The following is a 21786-nucleotide window of genomic DNA, read 5'->3' as shown; positions in this document are numbered from 1 at the left end:
ATCGAAAGCAGTGTCGTTGCCAGGTAAATGAACGCTTGGCAGCGAGGCGGACTACAGCTTGAACGGAATCGTGGGGCGGGCGTCAGGGTTCCCGGATAAACCTTGGTCCGGATTGACTTCGCCGATCGCGATTAGGTCTGTGATGTCGATCATTCCCAAAGGCCGACGCGCCGAGTCGACAACCGGTAATTCACTTATGCGAAGTTGACTCAGCAGCGAAATCGCATCGCTCACCAATGTGTCTGGCGAGATGCAGTGTGGGTCGATGGTCATCTTCGCTTCGATCGGCCCATCGAGCGAATCTTCGCAGCGTGATTCCAACAACCGGGCTAAGTCGCTATCGGTAAAGATTCCCGTTAACACGCCGTCGCCGTTGGTCAGCATGATCGCGCCACTGCGGCGACCGCTGATCGAACTGGTGACCATGCATTCGCGAATCGAAACCGATTCGCTGGCGATCCGGCAGCAATCCAGTGGCCGCATTACCTTGTCGACTTTGTCAAGTTTCCGTCCGAGTGCACCGCCAGGGTGAAAGCGGCGAAAGTCTTTCGCAGTGAACTGCCGCAGCGTACTCGCAAGCAGCGCGATGGAGTCACCCACCGCCATCATCACCGCCGTGCTACTGGTCGGCGCCAAGCCGTGCGGGCAGGCTTCTGGTTGTTTGCCAAACGTCACTTTGCAATTCGCGACTTTGGCCAATGGGTTGTCTTCGTCGGCCGTAATCGAAATCAGGCCTGATGATTGTCGCCGCAACTGCGACGCGATGGCGAGCACTTCTTCGCTGCGACCGGAATTAGAAATCGCCCATACCAGATCGTTTGATTTGACGCGTCCGAAGTCACCGTGAACCGCTTCGGTAGGGTGCAGGAAATGCGCCGGGGTACCCGTGCTGGCCAGTGTTGCCACTAGTTTATTACCGACCAATCCTGCTTTGCCGACGCCCGTGACAACGACATTGCCGTTGCATTTGGCAGTCAGTTCAGCTGCCTCGACAGCCGACGGGCCGATCGTCTGGGAAGCCGACTGAATGGCCGCAGATTCCGCAGTCAGAAACCCACGAATCATCCGCAGACGCTCGATCAGCGTCTCTGGCACCGATGCATCGGAGAGAGCATTTCCGTGCAGCGAATCAGCCGGATGGGATTGGTATCCTTGATTTTGTGGAGCGGCAGACACGTGGATCCTTCCATGCGTACGGGGACGTCGAATCGCGATCGTAGTCCAACCACCCTTCGCCGCGAAAGACCAATCCCAGACAAGGGGAGCGACGGGAAATGCGTGGAATAGGCTGTTTCGGGTGTCCCCCACAGGAACCCGAGTGAATGTCGGTTTGCTGTCAAATACCTTGACTTGTTGCCGAACCGTAAATGTACTGGAGGACACGAGACGTCGAAAACGTCCGTTCGTTATCTCTCCCCCCAGTCGAAGCTCCCATGTCTAAGAACCGAGTGACCCTGTTGGCGATCGCTGTGATCGCACTCGCAAGTCTGTTGGTGAACCCGTCGGTCGTTCCGCAAACGGGATCGCCCTCTCAAGTCGATGCCGTCGCCGCTCGCTACCACCTACGCAATCGCACTCGCAATTTTTACCGCTCATCCGGCAAGCGGAGTCGTACTGCGATGGTTTCTCGTTCACGCCGCAGTTAGTCGGTCGGTGGCAAGTCGGTCATGCCGACTTTCAGAGCACCACCTCGGTGCGAAGCCCGATGACCAATGCGTCATCAATCGACCCAGCCGGATTGGAGATGTATTGCAAGTCGGGTTGCAGGCTAGAACAGGGCGTCAGCTGGAACTTATAAAACAATTCGACGGCACGTTCTGGATCCAGGGTTTGATCTCGGAAGCCTGCGTTGGCGATACCGACACCGAAAAGGTCGTCGGGGCGACCGGGCGCTAGACCTTGGTAGGTCAGTCCGCCACCGAGATACAAGTCGATTTCGTTTCGATCGGAAGGGGCCCAGCCGAACTGAAAGAACACGCCCAGGCCTTGCGCTGAATCGTCACTACACCGTTCAAGCCAAAGCAATTGGTCGATGCCGAGATACATCCCGTAGTTTTCTCGAAACGGGTCCGTCGCACCGGGACGCAGGTCGTCAAAGTTATCGGAATGGTACCAAGCACCGACACGGTATGCGCCGGTCAAAGCTTCGTCCTCAGCAAGCGAACTTGTGATGAGGACTTCGGAAAGCAGCATCATGCCGTAGTCCCCAAGCGATTCGAAGCCTGATCGCCCACCGGTGCTGGGACCTGTTGTTGCGGTTCCATCATAGATGCCGCCTTTGAGGTGAAGTACATCGCTGACGTCGGCGATCACCGCGATTCCGAGGCCTGGGTTTGGCCACGTGGGAAGTGGAACGGTCGGGATCTGTCCAAAGGAAGAATGGACGAAGTCACCGCCGAGGTCGACATAGGCGAAGTCAGCGTTCGCATCCTGTTTGCCAACCTTGGTGAGGATTCTGCCATCGGCGGAGACCTGTTCGTACCAGTATTCATTCAATTGGAAGGTGTCAGCAGGCCGTGGGTCGCCTTCAATATTGCTGTAGAACTGAACGTCGCCGACGTCTTCGAGTGAAAGCGTGCGACCATGAAATTGGTTGGCATAGACAAGTAGTCGGCCGCCCGACCAGAGGCCGGCCGCTTCCGTATCCAATGTGAATACCAAGTCCAAGTTGCCGCGGTAAAGTGTGGCATCGTTTGTGTTCAGGCCGCCACGTGCATTGTTAAACACTTCACCGGTATAGATGTATTCGCCGACGATCGGTCCGATGTGGTGGAGGCGTTCTGGAATCAATGTCGGTACGGGCTCTCCCTCGCCTTGCTCGACCAAGTCACAAGAGTAGTGGCGAGTCCAATCGGTTGTGCTCGGCTCGCCTGGCAAAGGCAATCCGCGAGACGGATGCGCTGGGATGGGAAGTGCAGTCTGTGCGGCGACCATTCGGCACTGCATTGCTGCCAACGTCCCAAAGCCAGCAACGAATAAGAGTAGTTGAGAGCAAGTGCGTTTCATGGGACGTCTTGTTGAAGCCTAGCGAGCGTTGTCAATCAGCGTTGGTCGCCGCTGTAGCGCGAAATCGGTAACTGTCATACAAATATTCCGATTGGGATATCGGCTTCGACAAAAGCATGTCTTAACGACGGAACATAAGGGGCTTCCCCAACACGAGACGTTGACGGCAGGTGGGCAACCAGAGATCTCTTTGGCGCATTGAGATTTCGTCTGGAACAAATGCTTCGTTGTTCGTGACGTGAAGACCTCACCGAGGGAAGGTCCTCGGACGAGCAACACCGTCATCACGTCAACGTCTGTTTAGGAGACCGATAACCGACGCATGGGAATCCCCTCGTGATGCGGTCGTTGATGCCTAAATTAGTTTCGCCGCAATAGTGCTGACCTATCTAACAGGGAATGCCGAAGGTGTGTTGTTCGCACACCTTCATGGTAAGAGACGATGATTCGATTCCTTTGTTGACCAAATCGCAATGCTTGATTCCATTCGGCAGAAATTACAGTCAATGCAGCTCGGCGAGCGCATCGCAGTTGGCTATGTCGTGGTTGGGGCACTCGCCGTACTCTGCGGTCTGGCGGGCATCTTTGGCGTTTGGCGACTGAGTTCTTCCTTGTCGTTCATTTTGGGGCCGGCTTGGGACAGCGCCGATGGTGCGATGGAAGGTTCCATTCAGATTCAGAGCCAGATGTTGGCAACCGATGGGATCATCGACAATCGCGATCGGGACCAGTATCAGCAATGGCTTGACGAAGCCCGGGAAGGGGCTGCCGAGTCGATGGGGAGATTGATCGAAGCCAACTTGGTTTCGGTTGAGCGGGTCCGCGAACTACAGGATCAACTGACGGCATACGACGGGGAAAATACTGCTTTGTTGAACGCGTTCACCGCGTATTCGAATGCACAAGCAAAGATCGATCAGGCCTCTGCGGAACTGGTTCGGATTAGTGATGTCCTGGAGTCCGTCGGTGATCAGCAAGTGGAGTTGCTCAAGAAGTCACCCAATGAACCAATCACCTGGTCTGGAGATGTCGAACAACGTTGGGTCGCCGCGGACCGTGGCATGGAATGTTCGATTTGGGTGCTCACGCAACTCTATCACTTTTCTCGATTTTTGGGCGGAGGCGAGACATCCGATTGCCGCCAAGCGATTATTGATGCTCAAGAGGAACACAACAAAGCGATCAAGGAAATGTTTGCGAGTGGCTCCTTCGATATCCTTTTGTCCGCCGAAGAGCTCGATGGCAAATATCAAGGCCAGCGTTTGAGCGACGTTTATCGCAACGCAGTCAATCATTTTCGAGCGGCGCTCGGCAGTGCGTTCGAAAAGAAAATTGAATTGGTCAAGATGCAGGAAAAATACAATCTCGCCGCGACGACGCTACTCGGCTTTGTCGAGGAGCTTGAAGAGGAAGCGGATGGAAAAGTCGAGTCGCAAAAGGCGAGTGTTTTTATTACTCAAATCATCTGTTTTTTCGTGATTCTGCTGTCGTTGACCGCCTCGACAGTGGCGGCATTCTTGGCAGGCAAGTTGTGCACACAGTCCGTTACCGAGCCGATCATTCCGGCCGTCGCTTCGATGAAAGATCACACGACTTCCACCGTCGCAGCCATCGAAGAGATGTTGGCGTCGATCGCGCATATCGCTGAAAACACCGACGAAGCCGCATCGGCATCGCGCAATGCTTCGGACGTCGTTCGGCGAGGTGTGGACAGTTTCCGTGGTCTCGGTGCTGCCGCCGACCAGATTGGTTCGATTGCCGAAATGATTCAAAACATCGCTCAGCAGACCAATCTATTGGCGCTCAATGCCACGATCGAGTCGGCACGGGCGGGTGAGGCGGGGCGTGGGTTTGCCGTTGTCGCGAACGAGGTCAAAGAGCTCGCCTTGCAAACCGCGCGAGCGACCGAGGATATCAACCATCGGCTGGTGGAGCTGCGAAAAATGTCGGGCAATGCGATCGACGAAATATCGCAGATTAACCAAGTCATCGATTCAGTCGATGGCATCACCCAGCAGATCAGAAACTCGGTTCGCGAACAAAACATTGCAACGACCGAGATCTATCAGAATGTCGAACAGACATCACGGGCAGTAAACGCCGTTGTTTCAGCGATCGGCCCACAGGCCCAGAAAAGGCCGGTGGGGTAAATTGCCCGTAGCGATCGCTATGGCAAGCTCACTTGCGTGGGGCTCATCAAATATCCGATTAGGTCACGGATCTGGTCGTCACTCAGTGTCGTCAACAGTCCGTCCGGCATCGGCGAAAGTGGCGTGATTCGAATCTGCTCGACAGCGTCTTGGGACAGAGTTTCCTTTCGGGTTTGCGTTTGGATGACCAACGTTTTGTCATTTTGTGAAACGATCAATCCATTGAATACGCGTCCGTCGTCCAGCAACACGATCGACATCCGGTGATCTTTACCAACCACTGCACTTGGGTCGAGGATGTTTTCGAGTAAGTAGTCAAGGCTGGAACGTTGTGCCCCGGTCAGGTCCGGGCCAATACTTTCGCCCTCGCCGAACAGCCGATGGCACTGCGAACATGTCTTGTTAAACAGAGTGCGACCCTGAGTAACGTCGGCATCCGCGAGCACATTTGGTGTCATGCTTGCCTTCATCGCGTCAATCGCTTGTCGACGATCAGCGGGTGAGTCTCGCAACGTTCCCCAACGCTGTGCGAGTTTCTCACTCAATATCGGATCAGAGAACCCAAGAATTTGGCGTGCGTGGAAGGCCGTTACATCGCCTCGCGGTATGGGGTTCCGATCGGCGTCAATTCGATCCAGCAACGCGTTGGCAAAGCTAGGCCGAGAGACAAGGATCTCGATCAGGCCCGGACGATCATTCGGTTGGAAGCGTCGGTACATTTGCGCCAGCCGTTCGCCAACTTTTGGGTCATCGAACTGCGACAGTCCACGTGCCGCGACCGCGTTGATTTCACGTTGATCGAGAAGTGACTCGCACGTCCGGCGAAGGTCGTCGGGTTTTGCCTTGATCAGGGATTCCAAAGCGGACTTGCGAGTTTGAAGTGGGGCATTCGATCGGACGATTTGACGGAGTTCGTCGAGTGCGCGGCCGTCGCCGAACAACAGGTCGAGTTCGCGAACGGCATCTGGATTATCGCGAGCGGCAGTGCTTTGTGAAAAAGCTTTCCATGAAGCTGGCTCGGGGGCTTTGTGCCAGCCTTTGAACGCTTCGCTCAATCCGTTCAAAACGGCGAGCTGTTTTTCATGCGAAAACGATGTGGCTTTCGCCAGCACAGTTTCCAACGGAGCTAGGTTTTCGTCAGCTTGTGATGCGAGTGCTCGTGTCATCCATTTTGTTACCACGGGGTAATCGCAAGTTGCCGCGGCGATTGCCAATTGATCCGGAAACTGATTTGCAACTGGCATCAATCCAAACCAGATCATCGCCGGCAGATCACGATCAGAGGCGAATTCGTCGCGAGAGAGCAGTGGTTGTGCGAGTGACAGGCGTTGGTCCACCGGCAATCGCTGTAATGTCGAAGCCAAGGCAAGCAGCACCAGCCCTGACGGATCGTCCTTGGCGAGTTGGCGGAACGATTCAATCGTCGCTGGCTGATCGGGGTAGACTGCATCGGGCTGTGGTCCGCGAAAGGTATCGAGTGGCCAGCGGTCCGTAAGCAACCGAATCGCCCAGACTCGAACATGTTCATCCGGATCACGAAGGGATTCATGCAATTGATCCGTGGTCAGGTCGCCGGCGAGATAACGTTTCCAAAGCTGAGGCAACTTGCCATCGCCGGCCAAGCAGGCAGGCTTTGTAAACGCCCGCGGCGAGGCGTTGTTCGTTGCCTCGGATCCGTCGTAGTGGATCTTGTAAATGCGGCCGCTGGTGCGGTGGACTCCGGAGTGGTCGTGACATTCGCCGGTATCACTCCAGTCCAGCACATAGGCGTCGCCATCAGGACCGGTGCTGATTTCGATGCCACGAAAGAACGGGTCTTGGCAGATCAAAAAATCTGGATTGTGTCGACCGACGTACCCGGCGCCTTCACGCTCTAGCGTTTCGACATTGCATCGCAATCCATGCATGTTCAGCGTGAATAGCTTGTTGTGATACTCCGTCGGCCAACGTTTTCCTTGATAGACCATCATACCGATGTGTGCGTGTCCGCCGCCGAGTGCGTTGGCGGCCCCGTCACGACTTTCGGTCCATGACCCGTTGCGATCGTAGTGATAGTGATCGGCAATCATGTCCAGTCGTTCGTAAACGAGCGGGTTAGGGCTTTCGCCGAACGACTCGATAAAATGCGCACCGGGGATGCAGTGCCACAGGTGGCCGATCACGGTGTTGATAAAAAACAGCTCGCCGTTTTTGTCCCAATCATGGCCCCAGGGATTCACGGTACCGTGGGTCAGCACCTCGACCGTTTTCCATTCGGGATGGTATCTCCAGATGCCGCCATCGATCGGGATGCGTTGATCGTCCGGAGTTCCTGGGCGTCCGATCTCGCCGGGGCAGGAATGGCCGCATCGGCCGTACAGCCATCCGTCAGGTCCCCAACGAAGCCCGTTCGCGAAGTTGTGATAGTTTGCCTGGGCCACGGTAAAACCGTCTAAGACAACTTCGGGCGGGCCGTCGGGAACGTCGTCGCCGTTCGCATCGGGGACGAATAACAGTTGTGGTGGGCACATCAGCCAGACGCCGCCACGCCCGACTTCTACGCTCGTCAACATTTGAACGTTGTCGAGAAACACCGAACGCTGTTCGGCATGTCCGTCTCCGTCACTGTCATTCAAGATGATAACACGATCACGCAGCGCGAGGTCGAAATGTTGCGTGCGGTCAGAATACGTGTAGTTTTCCGCGACCCACATTCGCTGGCGGTCATCCCAAGCCATCGCGATCGGGTTGCGTACATCGGGTTCGCTCGCAAAGACCGTCGCCGAAAAACCCGCCGGCAGTCTCATCGTTTTTGCCGCCAGCGACGCGTCCATCGGCTCGGCATCTTTGTCGGCCTCGTTGTTGTAGACTTCGGGGAAATCGTCGGCGTGGCAGCGATTGATGGAAACGACAGGGATGACGATTCGAGTCGCCAACGCCAACATTGCGTAGGCCAGGATTAGTTTTGATAACCGGTGACCGGATCGGTGGGGGCGCGTTTGCATCAGCGTCTGGGGTGGCAGGGAGCAGAAAAGCTGGCGGGGAAAAGTCAACGCTGACGGCGTCGCGGCAGCGATCGTTCAGTTTAACCTCCCTGGGAATGCGTTGTGACTGCCTCCTTTGGGGAAGCGTTCAGAAGTCGCTGGGTAGAAGACACTGGGCAGGCGAGTCACGCAGGATCACCCGGGAAAAACGCTCGGTTTGGCGGGAGGATCGGTTATCATAGATTCTCGAGCCTGACCGCTCTCGCCGACGTTCAACAGCGGCGCCCGCCTTCGACCTCTTCCTGCCTCCCGACATGAAACGTCCTTCCGTTTTTTCGATTGTTCTCACGGTGTTATTAGCGATTGGTCTGATGTCCGTCGCAGGCGATGCCGCGGAGACCAACGTTGGAATTCAAATCGATTTCAATCGCGATGTCCGGCCGATCTTGTTTGGTAAATGTGTCACCTGCCACGGCCCCGACGAAGAAGAACGCGCGGCCGGGTTGCGGCTCGATACCGAAGAGGGCGCACGCGAAGACCTCGGCGGATATGCGGCGATCAACCCGGGACACCCCGACGACAGCGAAATCATCGCACGTGTCACCAGTGACGACGCTGATCTGGTGATGCCGCCGTCCGACAAAGGCAACGCGCTTACTGAAGCCGAACTTGCGACGCTGCGAGCTTGGATCGAACAAGGAGCTCGGTATGACAAGCATTGGTCCTATCGCCAACCGACGCGGCCACCGCTTCCCAGTGTGAAGCAGTCTCAGTGGCCCGTTTCGGCAATCGATTTTTTCACGCTCGCCAAGATGGAAGCCGCTGGGTTGCAACCCGCGCCCGCTGCCGATCGATTGGCACTTGCCCGTCGCGTGGCACTCGATTTGACAGGGTTGCCGCCGACTTGGGACAAAGCCGAATCGTTTGCATTGGATACCAGTGTGAACGCCTATGAACGTTACGTCGATTCATTGTTGGCCGACCCGGCGTTCGGCGAACGCTGGGCTCGCGTTTGGTTGGACCTCGCTCGCTACGCCGATTCCGCCGGCTACGCCGATGACCCGCCAAGAACCATTTGGGCATATCGTGATTATGTCGTTGATGCGATCAACAACAATTTGCCCTTTGACCAGTTTACGATCGAACAGTTGGCTGGTGACCTATTGGAACGCCCCACGGATCAGCAACTGGTTGCTACCGCGTTTCATCGGAACACGTTGACCAACAACGAAGGCGGGACGAACGACGAAGAGTTTCGCAACGTCGCGGTGGTCGACCGTGTGAACACCACGATGGCGGTCTGGATGGGGACGACCATGGCTTGCGCACAGTGCCATACCCACAAATACGATCCGATCACCCAGGAAGAATACTTTCGCTTCTTCGCGTTTTTTAACAGCACGGCGGATGCCGATCGACGCGATGAAAGCCCAACCATCGAACTCTGGACCGACAAAGACAAGGCCGACAAAGAACGACTTTCAAAGCAAATCGAATCACTTGAAAAACAGTATCGTGAATCCGGCGAAGCCTTTGAAGAGGAATTCAAAACCTGGCTTACCGCGATGCCTTCGCGACCGAATTGGAATTCGCTCGTACCGTCCGAGATCCAATCGATGCGGACGATCGAAATCGGTGAAGAAGGCTGGATGAAGGCCAGCGGCGATAAACCAGACAACGATGACTATGTGATTTCTATTCCTGTCGAAACGGACCGGATCGCAGCTTTGAGACTGGAGATTTCGCCGGAGCAAACGTCGAACTTTGTTGTCTCGCAGATCGAAGCCACTTGGTACCCAACCGAACCGATTTCCGAAACAGGCAATGCAGTCAAGTTCTCGATCGCGACCGCAGATTTCGAGCAGGATGCATTCCCGGCATCATCGGCAATTAAGCCCAAGCTAAATCGCGACAAGGGTTGGGCGATCTCGCCGAACATGGGGCAAGAGCATCAACTGAATCTCGCGTTTGGCGAGGTGATCCAGAACGCATCGGGAATCTTGAAAGTCACCATCAAGCAGCAGTCAAAGTATTCACGGCACTTGCTGGATGCGTTTCGTTTGAGCTACTCAGCTGACGAATCGATCGAAGCCTGGACGAGACTTCCTGAATCGATCAAATCGCTCTCCGAAGTTCCTGTCGATCAGTGGTCGGAAGACGATTTGGCAAACGCACGGGAACACTTTCGCTCCATCGCCAATTCACTTGCGCCGGTACGTCGACAGCTCAAGCGTGCCCAATCCGATTTAGCAAAACTGAAACCCGTGACGACCGTTCCTGTCATGCAAGAATTGCCTTCGCAGCAACGACGGACCACAAAGATTCAAATCCGAGGAAACTATCAAAGCACAGGTGAGACGGTCGACGTCGGAGTTCCAGAGGCGTTTCATGAAATCGAGTCCGATGGAAGGCCGACGCGATTGAATCTTGCCCGTTGGTTGATCTCGCCGGACAACCCGTTGACCGCGCGCGTGATCGTGAATCGACATTGGGAACAGTTATTTGGGATCGGAATCGTTGAAACCAGTGAAGAGTTCGGCTCGCAAGGTGAGCTGCCCTCGCATCCTGAACTGCTGGATTGGTTGGCCGTCGAGCTGGTCGAAAGCGGTTGGGATGTGAAACGACTGGTGAAGTTGATCGTGATGAGCGAAACGTATCGTCAAAGCAGCAAGACAACCGCCGAAGCTGTCGATGTTGATCCGGCGAACAGGATGCTCACGCGTGGGCCGCGTTTTAGGATTTCTGCGGAGATGGTTCGCGACCAAGCATTGGCAGTCAGCGGATTGTTGGTCGATAAGTTCGCTGGCCCACCGGCAAAACCCCCGCAGCCTTCGCTAGGATTGAAAGCCGCATTCGGGTCAGCGACGGACTGGAGTACCAGTGAAGGCGAAGATCGTTATCGACGCGGGCTGTACACGACTTGGAGACGGAGTAACCCCTATCCTTCGATGGCGCAGTTTGATGCGCCAAACCGCGAAGTTTGCACCGTTCGCCGGATCCGAACCAATACACCGTTGCAGGCATTGGTGACGCTTAATGATCCGGTTTATGTCGAAGCCGCCCAAGCAATCGCACGACGCTGTGTGGACGCGTCCGCAACAACCGACGGCCGAATCGAGTTCGCATTCAAGCAAATCCTCACCCGGTCGCCCACCGATGCGGAGACCAAACGGTTAACCGAACTCGTTGATTCCGTTCGCCAGCGATATGAGCAGGACCCCGAACAAGCGATGCGAATCGCAACAGATCCGCTGGGCCCCCTGCCCGCTAACGCGAGTACCGAGACCGATGCCATCGAATACGCGACCTGGACGGTGGTTGGCAACGTGATGTTGAACTTGGATGAACTGCTGATGAAACGGTAGGAGACTGACAGGATGAATTTTCAATTCGAACGACTGCAATCACAGACGCGACGTCACTTCTTTCGGCAATCAACGGCCGGGATTGGTGCGATCGCGTTGTCATCGTTGCTTCATCAAGATAGCCCAGCTGCCGAACCAGGAACTAACGGTCCGGTTGAGAATCCGCTCGCACCTCGCCTTCCGCACTTCGCCGCAAAAGCGAAGCGAGTGATCTATTTACACATGACCGGGTCTCCGCCCAACCTGGACATGTTTGATTACAAACCGGAGTTGATTAAACGTAGCGATCAAGATTGCCCCGACGAATTTTTGGCGGGGCGTGAATTCGCATTTACGAGTGGCACGCCGAAATTAATGGGTTCACCACGCAAGTGGAAACAGGTTGGCGATTGTGGGATGTGGATGTCGGACGCGATCCCCAACTTCCATTCGATCGCTGACGAAATGTGTGTCGTGCACTCGGTCTATACAGACCAATTCAACCACGCGCCGGCTGAGTTGTTGGTCTATACCGGTTCGCCACGAAGCGGTCGTCCTTCGATGGGATCGTGGGTGACTTATGGACTGGGAAGCGAGAACGAAGACTTGCCGGGCTTCGTCGTATTGATATCGAGCGGTGTGCAGCCCAACGGCGGAAAGAATTCGTTCGGCAGTGGTTTTCTTCCGTCTGTCTATCAAGGCGTGCAGTGCCGCTCCAAAGGCGACCCGGTATTGTATTCTTCGGACCCGCCAGGCATGCCACGCGACATTCGCCGTTCAACCTTGGACGCGCTTGCCGATTTGAATCGCATGCAAGTGCAACAGATGGGGCATCCCGAAACGCTGACTCGGATCGCGCAATATGAACTCGCCTACCGGATGCAAACGTCCGTCCCTGAGGTGATGGATATCTCTTCGGAGCCCCAAGCGATTCTCGATGAATACGGTGCCGAGCCGGGCGGTTCGAGTTTGGCAAACAATTGTTTGTTGGCGCGTCGACTGGTCGAATCCGGCGTGCGATTTGTGCAGCTATTCGATTGGGGATGGGACTTCCACGGTACCGGTGCCGATACGGGTTTGACGGATGGGCTGACGCAAAAATGTGCGTCGATGGACAAGCCTGTTGCTGCCCTGATCCGTGATCTAAAATGTCGTGGTCTGCTGAACGATACGCTGGTCGTTTGGGGGGGCGAATTTGGTCGGACACCGTTCCGCGAAGGGCGGACGGCGAAGAGTAACATTCTGGGACGCGATCACTATCCGGACACGTTCACGATGTGGATGGCCGGTGGTGGCGTAAAGGCAGGCTATGAATATGGCTTGTCGGATGAACTCGGATTCAGCGTTGCCGAAAATCCCGTTCACGTCCACGACTTACAAGCAACCATCTTGAACCAGCTCGGATTCGATCACGAACGGCTGACTTACCGTTTCCAAGGCCGCGATTTTCGTTTGACCGACGTACACGGGCATGTCGTGCATGACCTGTTGGCTTAGTGCCCCAGTGTTGGCCTCTGGTATTTATGAACCGGGGAAGTACATTCAGGGGGTCTCCGAAAGGCGTCAAATTCAGGCTGTCTGATTGGCCCCTCACTCGCTCCGCCCCACTTTTGCCTGCTAGTTCAGATCGCATGACACACTTCGACGTTTTTAACGGTGATGCAGACGGAATTTGTGCCCTCCACCAACTTCGTCTGGCCGAGCCGCGCGAGTCGGAGTTAATCACCGGGGTCAAACGCGACATCAATTTGGTGCGTCGTGTCAAAGCGACCTCTGGCGACACCGTGACGGTCCTGGATATCTCCTTGGACAAAAACCGCGATGAGATTCAGCGAGTGCTTTCGGAAGGCGCTTCGGTGCAATACTTCGATCACCATTTTGCGGGTGAGATCCCTGAATCGGATCAATTGGAAACCCACATTGATATTGCCGGTGATGTTTGCACGGGGTTGTTGGTCAATCGCTATTTGAACAGCGCATTTTTGCCTTGGGCGGTCACCGCCTTGTACGGCGATAACCTGCATGACGCGGCGCGCGCAGCGGCCGAACCGTTGTCGTTGTCCGATGATCAACTGGCCAAGCTCGAGCGTTTGGGAACGTTGATGAACTACAACGGCTATGGAAGCACGATCGACGATCTGTATTTCCCGCCAGACGAGCTCTATCGAAAAGTCAAACCCTACAGCGACCCGTTTGAGTTTATCGATACGGATGCAGCCTTCGAAAAACTGGCAGACGGATTTGAAAGTGACATGACGCGAGCGGAGTCGATTGAGCCTGTCTTGCAGACCGATCGTTGTGCCGCATTCGTCTTCCCTTGCGAGGCGTTTTCTCGTCGCGTGAGTGGCGTCTACAGCAACCAACTCGCACGCTCCAATCCGAGTCGTGCTCACGCGCTCGCCAGTTTGCTGCCTTCGGGTGGCTACTTGATTAGCGTTCGCGCCCCATTGGAAACGAAATCGGGGGCCGACGAACTTTGTCGCCAGTTCCCAACCGGTGGTGGGCGCCAAGCCGCGGCAGGCGTGAATGATTTGCCAGGTGACCAGTTGGATGAATTTTTAGACGCGATGCAAAAGCAATTCGCAACCTAATGACAACTCGTCGCTCACGCCCGTCGGGTGGTTAGTTTTCACCGCTGAAGGGCGTTCAAGCTGCCTCGTGGGGGTGCGTTTTTCTGAGCTGATTTACGAGAAAGTCCCGTAGATTTCCGAGTGTTCGCATTTTCACAACATTGGTGAAAGTCTGCTGCACCGAATCAACGAATGGACTGACAGGCTGGCGTAATGACGACGCCGAACCCCCAAGGCATGCCAATTTCAGCGGCAGGGTTCGAGTCCGGCCCTTGCGGGGGCCGTTGTCTTACTGCCACCCGCCGTGAATCCTAGGAACCTTCTTCTTTGAGCGGACATCGAAGCAGTCAGTGGCACCTGTGGACCTTCGTGTGGTTGCTGTATGGCAATCTGGGAAGGGTTCACGGTCAGATCCCTGAAAAGACATAGGAAGCCGTTGACGCCAAATTATTGTGGCGGCTGTTCTTTCAAATACACTCTTGGAGATTTGATAGGTGTATAGCGTATCGCCTTTGGATCTACCGCAAGCGACAGACTTCGTTGAGCCGTACTTCTTTTTCTCGAGCCGTGGCCGGACCGAATTGGCCTATGTAAGTCCGTCGGTGGAAAGGGTTCTCGGTTACAACCCGGCGACGCTTCCAGGCGCTTCCTACATGGATTTTTTGGTCAGTGATGACCCATTGAATGACGACGTCGAAGAATGCCTCAACGCCGATTTGCGTGGCGGACGAATGATCCACGCGTTGCGAAGCGTTTTTGACCGCTCTGGAAAACGTCGAATTCTCGCCGTTCAAACGGTCGGTGTCAGCGAACGTCCCGGCGGTCCAGTGGAGCGACGACATTGCATCGCACGCGACGTGACAGACAGTGTCGAATCACATCGTCAGTTGATGATGCGACTGCACAGCCTTGATCGCGCCGCACGACAACTCAGCTCGCAAGAACGCGACGTTGCCGAACGCATCATGCAAGGCAAGATGAACCGTGACATCGCAATCGAACTGAACGTGTCCGATCGTACGGTCGAACGCCGCCGCGCCGCAATCATGAAGCATCTCGGGGCAGCCACCATTTCAGAGATGGTGGCCAAGCTTGTTGAGCGTGACCTCCTCCGCCAATGGACCTATTCAGCCAGTGACGCGCAGTGGCAAACCGCTCGCAACTCGCACCTCGCCGTCACCGCTGTCGCTGGTTAGTGGTGAACTTTGATCGGCCGATCGGAAACCAGTATCCGTCGGCCGCTCGCGTGATTTCATCGCGACCGATCAGGTAACGCGAGGTCCGTTGTCCGCTGACACGATCCGAGACCGAACGCAGTTCGACGCGGATCGCTTGGCCGAGGTCATAGGTGCGACTGACCGACTCTGCGACTTCGACTTGAAAGCGAGCTTGCGGATACACCGGCACCCATCGCTCACCGATCGACCAGTCTTCCAAACTCAGCCGACTCCATCGATCGCCATCGGTGTCGTTCAAATAGCGAACGAGCTCATCAGGAAGACGCGCCACCGCCGAGTCATGGATTTCGACAGTCGCTCGGCTCGTATGTGGCGAATACAGCGACCAAGAAGTCCAGTGGTCCCAGATGCCCCAGCGTTCGGTCAACGGCGCAACAAGCATCACCACGACCCAAACCATGACCGCTGTTCGTACCAGGCGTGACCAGGGCGAGAGTGCTTTCCGACGGTCGACTTCCGGTTCGATGTCTTTGCCGCCATCGGCCGGATTCACAAAGAGCATCCAGCTTTGTACTGCGAGCAGTAAATTCCAGCACAGCACGCCAAAACTGTGGTTCAGCGACCAAGGGCCGAGTAATGCGAACAGCGAGAGGTGCATCGCGATAGCCGCCATGCCTCCATAGCGTCGCGTCGGCTTTGCCAAGATCATCGCCCCAATGCACAACTCGACGATCGGCAATGTAATGGCAAGCCGAGTCGCCAACCTCGCCATTGATTCGTCAAGCGTGATCCCTGGGATCATCTGCAGGGCTTGCAGCACCATCTGCTGGCCTACCGAATGTGTGAATTGGTAATCCAGCTTTCCTGCCGCGCTATAAAGATAGATGCTGGCGGTGATGAGCGTGATCCACAAACGCGCCGAACGCCAATCAAAAAAGGCAAACAACAATCCGTAGGCGATCGTTTGGTAGCACCAGGGTTGCAAGCGCTGTTGATCGGTGCTGACAAGTACGACAAGCCCGATCGAAACGAGCCACCACCATCGTGCGGTGACACGTCCGCTGGCGATCGCGATCAGCGTCCCAATTGCTGCAACAGCCCCGGCGAATTCAAGGCGATTTGCGACCGAAGTCGGGGACGCAATGAAGCCGATGGTGGGATACACGCCGGATGCCAATGGGCGAGGCAGCCAAAGCGGCCACGTGACCGCGATCAACGCTAGGACGCCAATGGACCATAATCGCGAGAAAGAAAGTTTGGGGACGCTTGGCGAGGCGTTGAGAGGCGAAGCGTTCGCAGGCGACGATTCAGAAGTCAACTTGGGGCCTGGATTTGCGGGCTTGGAGGGCGGCGGGATGAGGCCCTGCTATTAAATTTGCCAGGTTGGACTCGGGCAAGGCCGCGAAATCGCACTCGAAGCACAGCGGAAAAGAAAATCCCAGGTTTCCGCAGAACCAAGCGATTGGTAAAACAGTCGAATCATTGTGGGCGTTGAAGTCAGCAATCGCCCCCGTAGCTCAGGGGATAGAGCACAGCTTTCCTAAAGCTGGTGTCGCAGGTTCGAATCCTGCCGGGGGTGCTTTCGTTTTCCGCCCGAACATCGTGCGACCTGAGCCATTGGGTTGGGGCATCGAGGGTCGTAAACGCACTTGGCGTTTACTGGGCATGAGCCGGATTCAAAAGTTGGTTTGGGACCCAACGCGCAAACGTAAATGCGATTGAGCTTGTACTGGTTTACCGCTCAGTGATGGGCAGTGGCAATGCGTCGGGCTTGTTAATTGACGATGCAAGAATGTAAATGGGGCGGCCAGTCGTTGCATGCACGTTCGCATTGCGCTCATGATGATCGACTGTGCGTTTGCACCGGCTTCACTTCGGTTGCCTCCCCACACCTTCAGATTGACGACCGCCGGCCGGATCGCTTGTTCGCCACGCCAATTGGTTGCATCCGCTCCTGGATGACGGCGAAAGGCGAAAAGATCGTCTAAATGGTTTTCCAGGAACTTCGCGAAACGCTCGTTGGCCGCATGTGTTTTGATCGGGCGAACCAGATCACGCATTCGCATCGTCAAGCGTCCCGCCATCACCTTTAGCCCGTGTTCGGTCATCTTGCCGACGCGAAACCGATTTCGATATTCAAACCCTTTGAGCAGAACGCTCTTCACCGCGTGTGGGAACACCAATGCACCACCGGTCCCGCTTTCGATCAGCGATTCACATCGCCGAAGCAGGTGAGCGAGGTATTGTTGATGCGTTGCAGCCTTGAATTTGTCGTAGACCGACCAACCGTCGTGTCCGAAGATGCCCGACCAATCTCTTCCAAGCAGTCGCTCTGCCGGTTCGATACTGCGCGACGGGTCAATTTCGTATGCAACTGCGGTCAGGCCAACAAACACGTGCAACCAAGCCGGATGTCCATTGACACGCCAGCCTGTTTCGTCACCCACAACCTGGGGTTCGCCACGTACAGCGTGGCGAACCTCACCATGGGCCGATTCCAAACGTTTTGCGGTAGAAAGCATGCTTCGGCAACTCGTGCTGCGTCCGAAGGTGATTTCGAAAAGCATTTCCAGCAAACGCTTTACCTTGCCGTGACTGAGCCCCAGTTCTTTGATAAGCAGTGCCATCGCAGCGTGAACGTTCGGTCCGAGCTGCACCGCTGCAGCTCCGGTTGCATCGGATATTTGCAGTTCGTGCCGACCTTGCACCGCCACGCCGCAACCGGTGCAGGTTCCAGCGTCGATACTGAACTGTCGATAAATGACCGTCCGAGGAATTTCAGTTTGATACTGGATTCGAGTTTCGGTCTTCGTCAGTTGATCGCATCCGCAACCAGGGCAACAGCTTGGCAGCGGCACATTGTATGTCTCGTCGATTTGCTCCGGAGCAGCACGGCGATGGTGCTTGCCGTGGTCCTTTCCGCTCTTTCGGCCGGGCTTCTTTGGATCGGCCTTGCGTGCTTTGCGAAATGGGGCCGCTTGGCGTTTGTCCTCGCGCTCGACCTTCTCGAGCCGTTTGGTTAGCTTTTCAACTTGTTTGACCGAGGCATCGATCACTGCTTGTTGCTGCTTGCAACCCGGGCAATCGGTTGTGGTTTTGGGAACATCCATGATTCCAGAATTCTCGTCGAATCACAGGGAGGTCAATAACAGCGGTCTTGGTCCGGTAGACAAGTACTGACCACGTTTAGGATCGGACCAAGGATTTCGGTGCTCAGGGCATTCAGATTCTGAAAATAACAAAGGTCCATGTTTGCGAAATTGACGCGATAATGTCACGTCAGGATGGGCACTAAATCGTCTGCTTCAGATGTGTCGTCTTGAATCAATCATTACAACGTCTCCTCATCGCGTCCCTGGGCGCTCCGCACTTCATGCATCCCTCAGGCAATCCCCATCATGCCTCACGACAAACCAAACGCCGTCACCAGGAAGGCCTCTGGATTTCAATTCGCCATTGCGAGCAGAATCGAGTTTCTTAATGCGGAGCACTGGGATCGCGTGACTGAAGGAGCGTCCCTTTTCATGAGTCGACGCTACTTACTCTCTGCCCAGCACGAGTTCTCTGGTCAGATTGTTCGTGACTTTGCCATCGTTTACGACGATGGTGAACCCGTGGCCGCAATTGCGACGCAAACATTCGACGTCATAGGAACTCAACTGTCTGGAAATCAATCAGCGGCAACAAATAATCTGCCGGAGCAATGGAAACGGAAATCGCTTTCACTACTGAAACGCAGAATCATGATTTGCGGCAATGTGCATACGTGGGGGCCACACGGTGTTGCAATCGCAGCGGGCCGGGACCAACAGCAAATCTGGCTAGGTATCGCCGAGTGCTTGTATCGAATCCGACGTGCCAATCGACTTCACGGCCAAGTTGACTATGTGATCGTCAAAGACCTTCTCGAATCCGACCCATTGGACGCGTCGGCACTGGAGTCGTTCCGCTACGGATCGATGGAAACCGAGCCGAACATGGTTCTATCGATCGATCCAAATTGGCAGGTCATGGACGACTACCTAGCCAGCCTGACAAAGCGTTACCGCGCGGCAGCAAGAAAGGTAAGAAAACCGTTCGACTGCGACACTCTCTCAGTATCGCCGATTGAAAACCTGCGAGACGAATCAGAGCGAATCTTGGAATTGTACAAAGCAGTCGCTGCGCGGGCCGATGTGTGTTTGTTCGAATTAAGCAACACGACGCTTCCGCGAATCGCCGAGTCGTTGAACGATGATTTTGTGACGATTGGGATCCGTGAGAACGGATTGCTGATAGGCTTTGTGACGATCATCCGTGATGGCGAAACGGCGATCGGCTTCTACTTGGGCATGGACTACGAAGCAAACTCACGTTTGCCTGTCTATCACGCCTTGCTGTTGGCCGTGATCGAGCAAGCAATCCGCTGGCGATGCAAACGGATCTCATTCGGGCGAACGGCGTTGGATGCCAAGAGTCGTTTGGGTTGCAAACCAGAGGCGACTCACGTCTGGGTCAGGCACCGAGTTCCTCTCCTCAATTTCGTCGTGCAGCAAATCATGAAAACCGTCAATCACGACGAACCGCCAGAGCGAAATCCGTTTAAGGATGCGAGTTGATTCGAAGCATGACCGAGGGGGAATGAAGACTCGTATTCACGAGTTCAAGCTTCACCTCGATTGATGCGGCTGCAGCCATCGCGATGACAATTTCGGCGACAATGCTCGATAAACTGCAGAGGCGGATTCCTTGCTCGGGCTCTTCAAGTTGTCAAACTATTGGAAAACATGGCGGTGGCGGTTTGTTGCGGAACAGGCCGAATCGCGATGACAGATAGGGATTCGATCATGGCGAGTCACGCTGAACGCTGCGACACCTCAGGGTACCCGATCCTCGTCAGGCTGTTTGGCTATCTGGCGATTCAGGCATTTTTGCTGATGCTGATAAGGCTTTTACCTTGGCCGGTTGTCGACATTTACAGCTTTGTCCATGTACGCACGAGTGTGATTCCGACCGATGTCTGGATCTTTTACTGGGTCCAAGTTCTTCTCGGTCTGTTTGTGTCCTTTCGTGGAAAGTCATTTCTGTTAGGCGAGTTCTCGCTGTTTGCATTTGCCGTATTGATGTTTGCAAAAAGTGCCCGATCAGGTGATCAAGCCAATGTACCGTCTTCGATCTATGTCATTTACTGGATCCAGTTCCTCGTCGCGACTGTCTGGATGGTCGGCCATCGGAGTCTCCATTCTTCCCATCGGAAAATAGAATCAAGACAGGCGGTAGAACCAAAAGATCAGCCGGACACCGAAGAGGCCAGTTCAGCCGACAGCCCGAATTCCACCAGCCACAATTCCAAGACCTCAGCAGCACGTCGGATTCACGATGGACGACAACTTGCGTTCTTGTCGTTAGCAGTTTACGTGATCGGGTTGGTTTGGTTTTTAAAAATTGCCATGTTCGAAAGTGGGCTCGGTGCGGTCTTCAATGCAGTTGGTGTTGTGACGATCGGAATGGTGTCGTCCATCGCCCTGGCAATCCTTGCGAGCTTCACCTACCGACGCGCTCTCGCCATGTTGATTCCTCATGCAGTGACAATCGCACTATTGCTGTTCTTGCAGTACGTGTTGTCGTGAGTTCTTTGTGCCTTTTGGAAGTCATGAATGGTTCAAGACAAGCTATCAAGGCACGGCAGTTGCTGCGGCTATCTAATCCTCATATCCATGCGAAATGGGATTAGGCTGAGCTAGGTTCGACAAGATGTGATTGATGATGCGACCATCGTGAATCGGTCGGTCTGTTTCGGAAGGATCGAACTCATGATGATCAAGTTGGTTAGCGCGGCCCCTGGTGCGTTCGCCACCCGAGTACTGCGCCGACGATCATCGAAATCGGCAGCACGAAAACCAGATGGATGAATATGAAAATCAATCCATGGCTTTCTCGGGGGCCCATGCCTGTGCCACCGTGATAATTCCCTGGCGGTGCGGTCAGGGACATGATGACAACCATTGCGATTGTCGAAAGCACGGCAGCAAAAATAGATGAGCCGATCGCGCCAGTCTTTGGCCCGACGCGTTGTCGAGCAAATGCACTCGCAATCGCCCACGCCAAGATCGCTCCCATCCAGGCTCCATGAGGTGTGGGGTGCATGATCAGCCAGATAACACCGCGGAGTACGTCGTCCGCATAGGCAGGCTCTCCCCGCGAGCGTGACGCAAAAAGTTCGGAAGAATACACCGCCATGGCAATCATATTGGCAACGACCGCGCCAGCCACAACACCGCCAGCCAATGTTCTCGACTGGAAACCGCGGTTTGAATAGATTGCGAGGAAGAGGAAGTAGCCAGCCACGGCCCCAGCGATCCCACCGAGAAACATGGGAACCGGGAATTCGGTCAGCAGACCAACAAGCCGATGATAACCGGGCCCATAGTAGTCTGCATATTCCTGCCAACTTCGTTCGTTGAAGACGAGTGCAAACAAGCAAGGAAGCAGCGCGCCAACCACGCTTCCCACGATCACGAATTGCCGTTGAGGAGGCGTTGGTTGGCTGTCAGGAGCAGCCGGTTCTACGGGTTCGTGAGTATCGAGTTGCGATT

14 protein-coding genes and 1 tRNA gene are annotated in these 21786 nt (G+C 55.2%); 9 read left to right on the top strand and 6 right to left on the bottom strand.

Going from position 1 to position 21786, the window contains the following annotated elements:
• Nucleotides 1-51: 51 nt before the first annotated feature.
• Entirely contained in the window at nucleotides 52-1176 is a 1125-nt protein-coding gene (locus CGZ80_RS26830; protein ID WP_233148702.1) for an SIS domain-containing protein, read from the bottom strand.
• A 257-nt stretch (nucleotides 1177-1433) separates the two neighbouring features.
• Between CGZ80_RS26830 and CGZ80_RS26825 the strand changes: the two genes are divergently transcribed.
• Nucleotides 1434-1646, top strand: a complete 213-nt coding sequence (locus CGZ80_RS26825; protein WP_094418750.1) for a hypothetical protein — start codon at nucleotides 1434-1436, stop codon at nucleotides 1644-1646.
• A 31-nt stretch (nucleotides 1647-1677) separates the two neighbouring features.
• Here the strand turns inward: CGZ80_RS26825 and CGZ80_RS26820 are convergent, their stop codons facing one another.
• Complete coding sequence (locus CGZ80_RS26820; protein ID WP_094418749.1) at nucleotides 1678-3006, bottom strand: carbohydrate porin; 1329 nt, start codon at nucleotides 3004-3006, stop codon at nucleotides 1678-1680.
• Nucleotides 3007-3479: 473 nt separating this feature from the next.
• Between CGZ80_RS26820 and CGZ80_RS28145 the strand changes: the two genes are divergently transcribed.
• Entirely contained in the window at nucleotides 3480-5156 is a 1677-nt protein-coding gene (locus CGZ80_RS28145; RefSeq protein WP_094418748.1) for a methyl-accepting chemotaxis protein, read from the top strand.
• 17 nt (nucleotides 5157-5173) lie between these two features.
• On the opposite strand, the gene CGZ80_RS26810 is transcribed toward CGZ80_RS28145, so the two are convergent.
• On the bottom strand, nucleotides 5174-8140 hold the full coding sequence (locus CGZ80_RS26810; protein ID WP_094418747.1) for a PVC-type heme-binding CxxCH protein: 2967 nt from the start codon (nucleotides 8138-8140) through the stop codon (nucleotides 5174-5176).
• A 293-nt stretch (nucleotides 8141-8433) separates the two neighbouring features.
• Here CGZ80_RS26810 and CGZ80_RS28935 point away from each other — a divergent pair, with 293 nt between their 5' ends.
• The 4 genes from CGZ80_RS28935 to CGZ80_RS26790 all read left to right on the top strand — a co-directional run bounded on the left by CGZ80_RS28935 (nucleotide 8434) and on the right by CGZ80_RS26790 (nucleotide 15229).
• Nucleotides 8434-11484, top strand: a complete 3051-nt coding sequence (locus CGZ80_RS28935; RefSeq protein ID WP_233148701.1) for a PSD1 and planctomycete cytochrome C domain-containing protein — start codon at nucleotides 8434-8436, stop codon at nucleotides 11482-11484.
• Between the two features lie 12 nt (nucleotides 11485-11496).
• On the top strand, nucleotides 11497-12960 hold the full coding sequence (locus tag CGZ80_RS26800) for a DUF1501 domain-containing protein (protein ID WP_094418746.1): 1464 nt from the start codon (nucleotides 11497-11499) through the stop codon (nucleotides 12958-12960).
• Nucleotides 12961-13094: 134 nt separating this feature from the next.
• Nucleotides 13095-14054 (top strand): acetyltransferase, encoded by a 960-nt coding sequence (locus CGZ80_RS26795; protein WP_094418745.1) that lies wholly within the window; start codon nucleotides 13095-13097, stop codon nucleotides 14052-14054.
• 473 nt (nucleotides 14055-14527) lie between these two features.
• Nucleotides 14528-15229 (top strand): LuxR C-terminal-related transcriptional regulator, encoded by a 702-nt coding sequence (locus CGZ80_RS26790; RefSeq protein ID WP_094418744.1) that lies wholly within the window; start codon nucleotides 14528-14530, stop codon nucleotides 15227-15229.
• Here the strand turns inward: CGZ80_RS26790 and CGZ80_RS26785 are convergent.
• Complete coding sequence (locus CGZ80_RS26785; protein WP_143544184.1) at nucleotides 15210-16529, bottom strand: MauE/DoxX family redox-associated membrane protein; 1320 nt, start codon at nucleotides 16527-16529, stop codon at nucleotides 15210-15212. The genes CGZ80_RS26790 and CGZ80_RS26785 overlap by 20 nt on opposite strands.
• Before the next feature lie 188 nt (nucleotides 16530-16717).
• Here CGZ80_RS26785 and CGZ80_RS26780 point away from each other — a divergent pair.
• Nucleotides 16718-16790 (top strand) — tRNA-Arg (locus CGZ80_RS26780).
• A 97-nt stretch (nucleotides 16791-16887) separates the two neighbouring features.
• On the opposite strand, the gene tnpC is transcribed toward CGZ80_RS26780, so the two are convergent.
• Nucleotides 16888-18321, bottom strand: coding sequence for an IS66 family transposase (gene tnpC, locus CGZ80_RS26775; protein ID WP_233148700.1), 1434 nt, complete (start codon nucleotides 18319-18321; stop codon nucleotides 16888-16890).
• A gap of 414 nt (nucleotides 18322-18735) precedes the next feature.
• Between tnpC and CGZ80_RS26770 the strand changes: the two genes are divergently transcribed.
• Together CGZ80_RS26770 and CGZ80_RS26765 are read left to right on the top strand one after the other, a co-directional pair.
• Nucleotides 18736-19809 (top strand): GNAT family N-acetyltransferase, encoded by a 1074-nt coding sequence (locus tag CGZ80_RS26770; RefSeq protein WP_158222866.1) that lies wholly within the window; start codon nucleotides 18736-18738, stop codon nucleotides 19807-19809.
• Nucleotides 19810-20037: 228 nt separating this feature from the next.
• On the top strand, nucleotides 20038-20820 hold the full coding sequence (locus CGZ80_RS26765) for a hypothetical protein (RefSeq protein ID WP_158222865.1): 783 nt from the start codon (nucleotides 20038-20040) through the stop codon (nucleotides 20818-20820).
• Between the two features lie 199 nt (nucleotides 20821-21019).
• On the opposite strand, the gene CGZ80_RS26760 is transcribed toward CGZ80_RS26765, so the two are convergent.
• Nucleotides 21020-21670, bottom strand: coding sequence for a hypothetical protein (locus CGZ80_RS26760; RefSeq protein ID WP_143544182.1), 651 nt, complete (start codon nucleotides 21668-21670; stop codon nucleotides 21020-21022).
• Between the last annotated feature and the right edge of the window lie 116 nt (nucleotides 21671-21786).

Source organism: Rhodopirellula sp. MGV, assembly GCF_002251265.1.
Classification (GTDB): domain Bacteria; phylum Planctomycetota; class Planctomycetia; order Pirellulales; family Pirellulaceae; genus Stieleria; species Stieleria baltica_A.
This window is presented reverse-complemented; position numbering and strand designations above follow the sequence as displayed.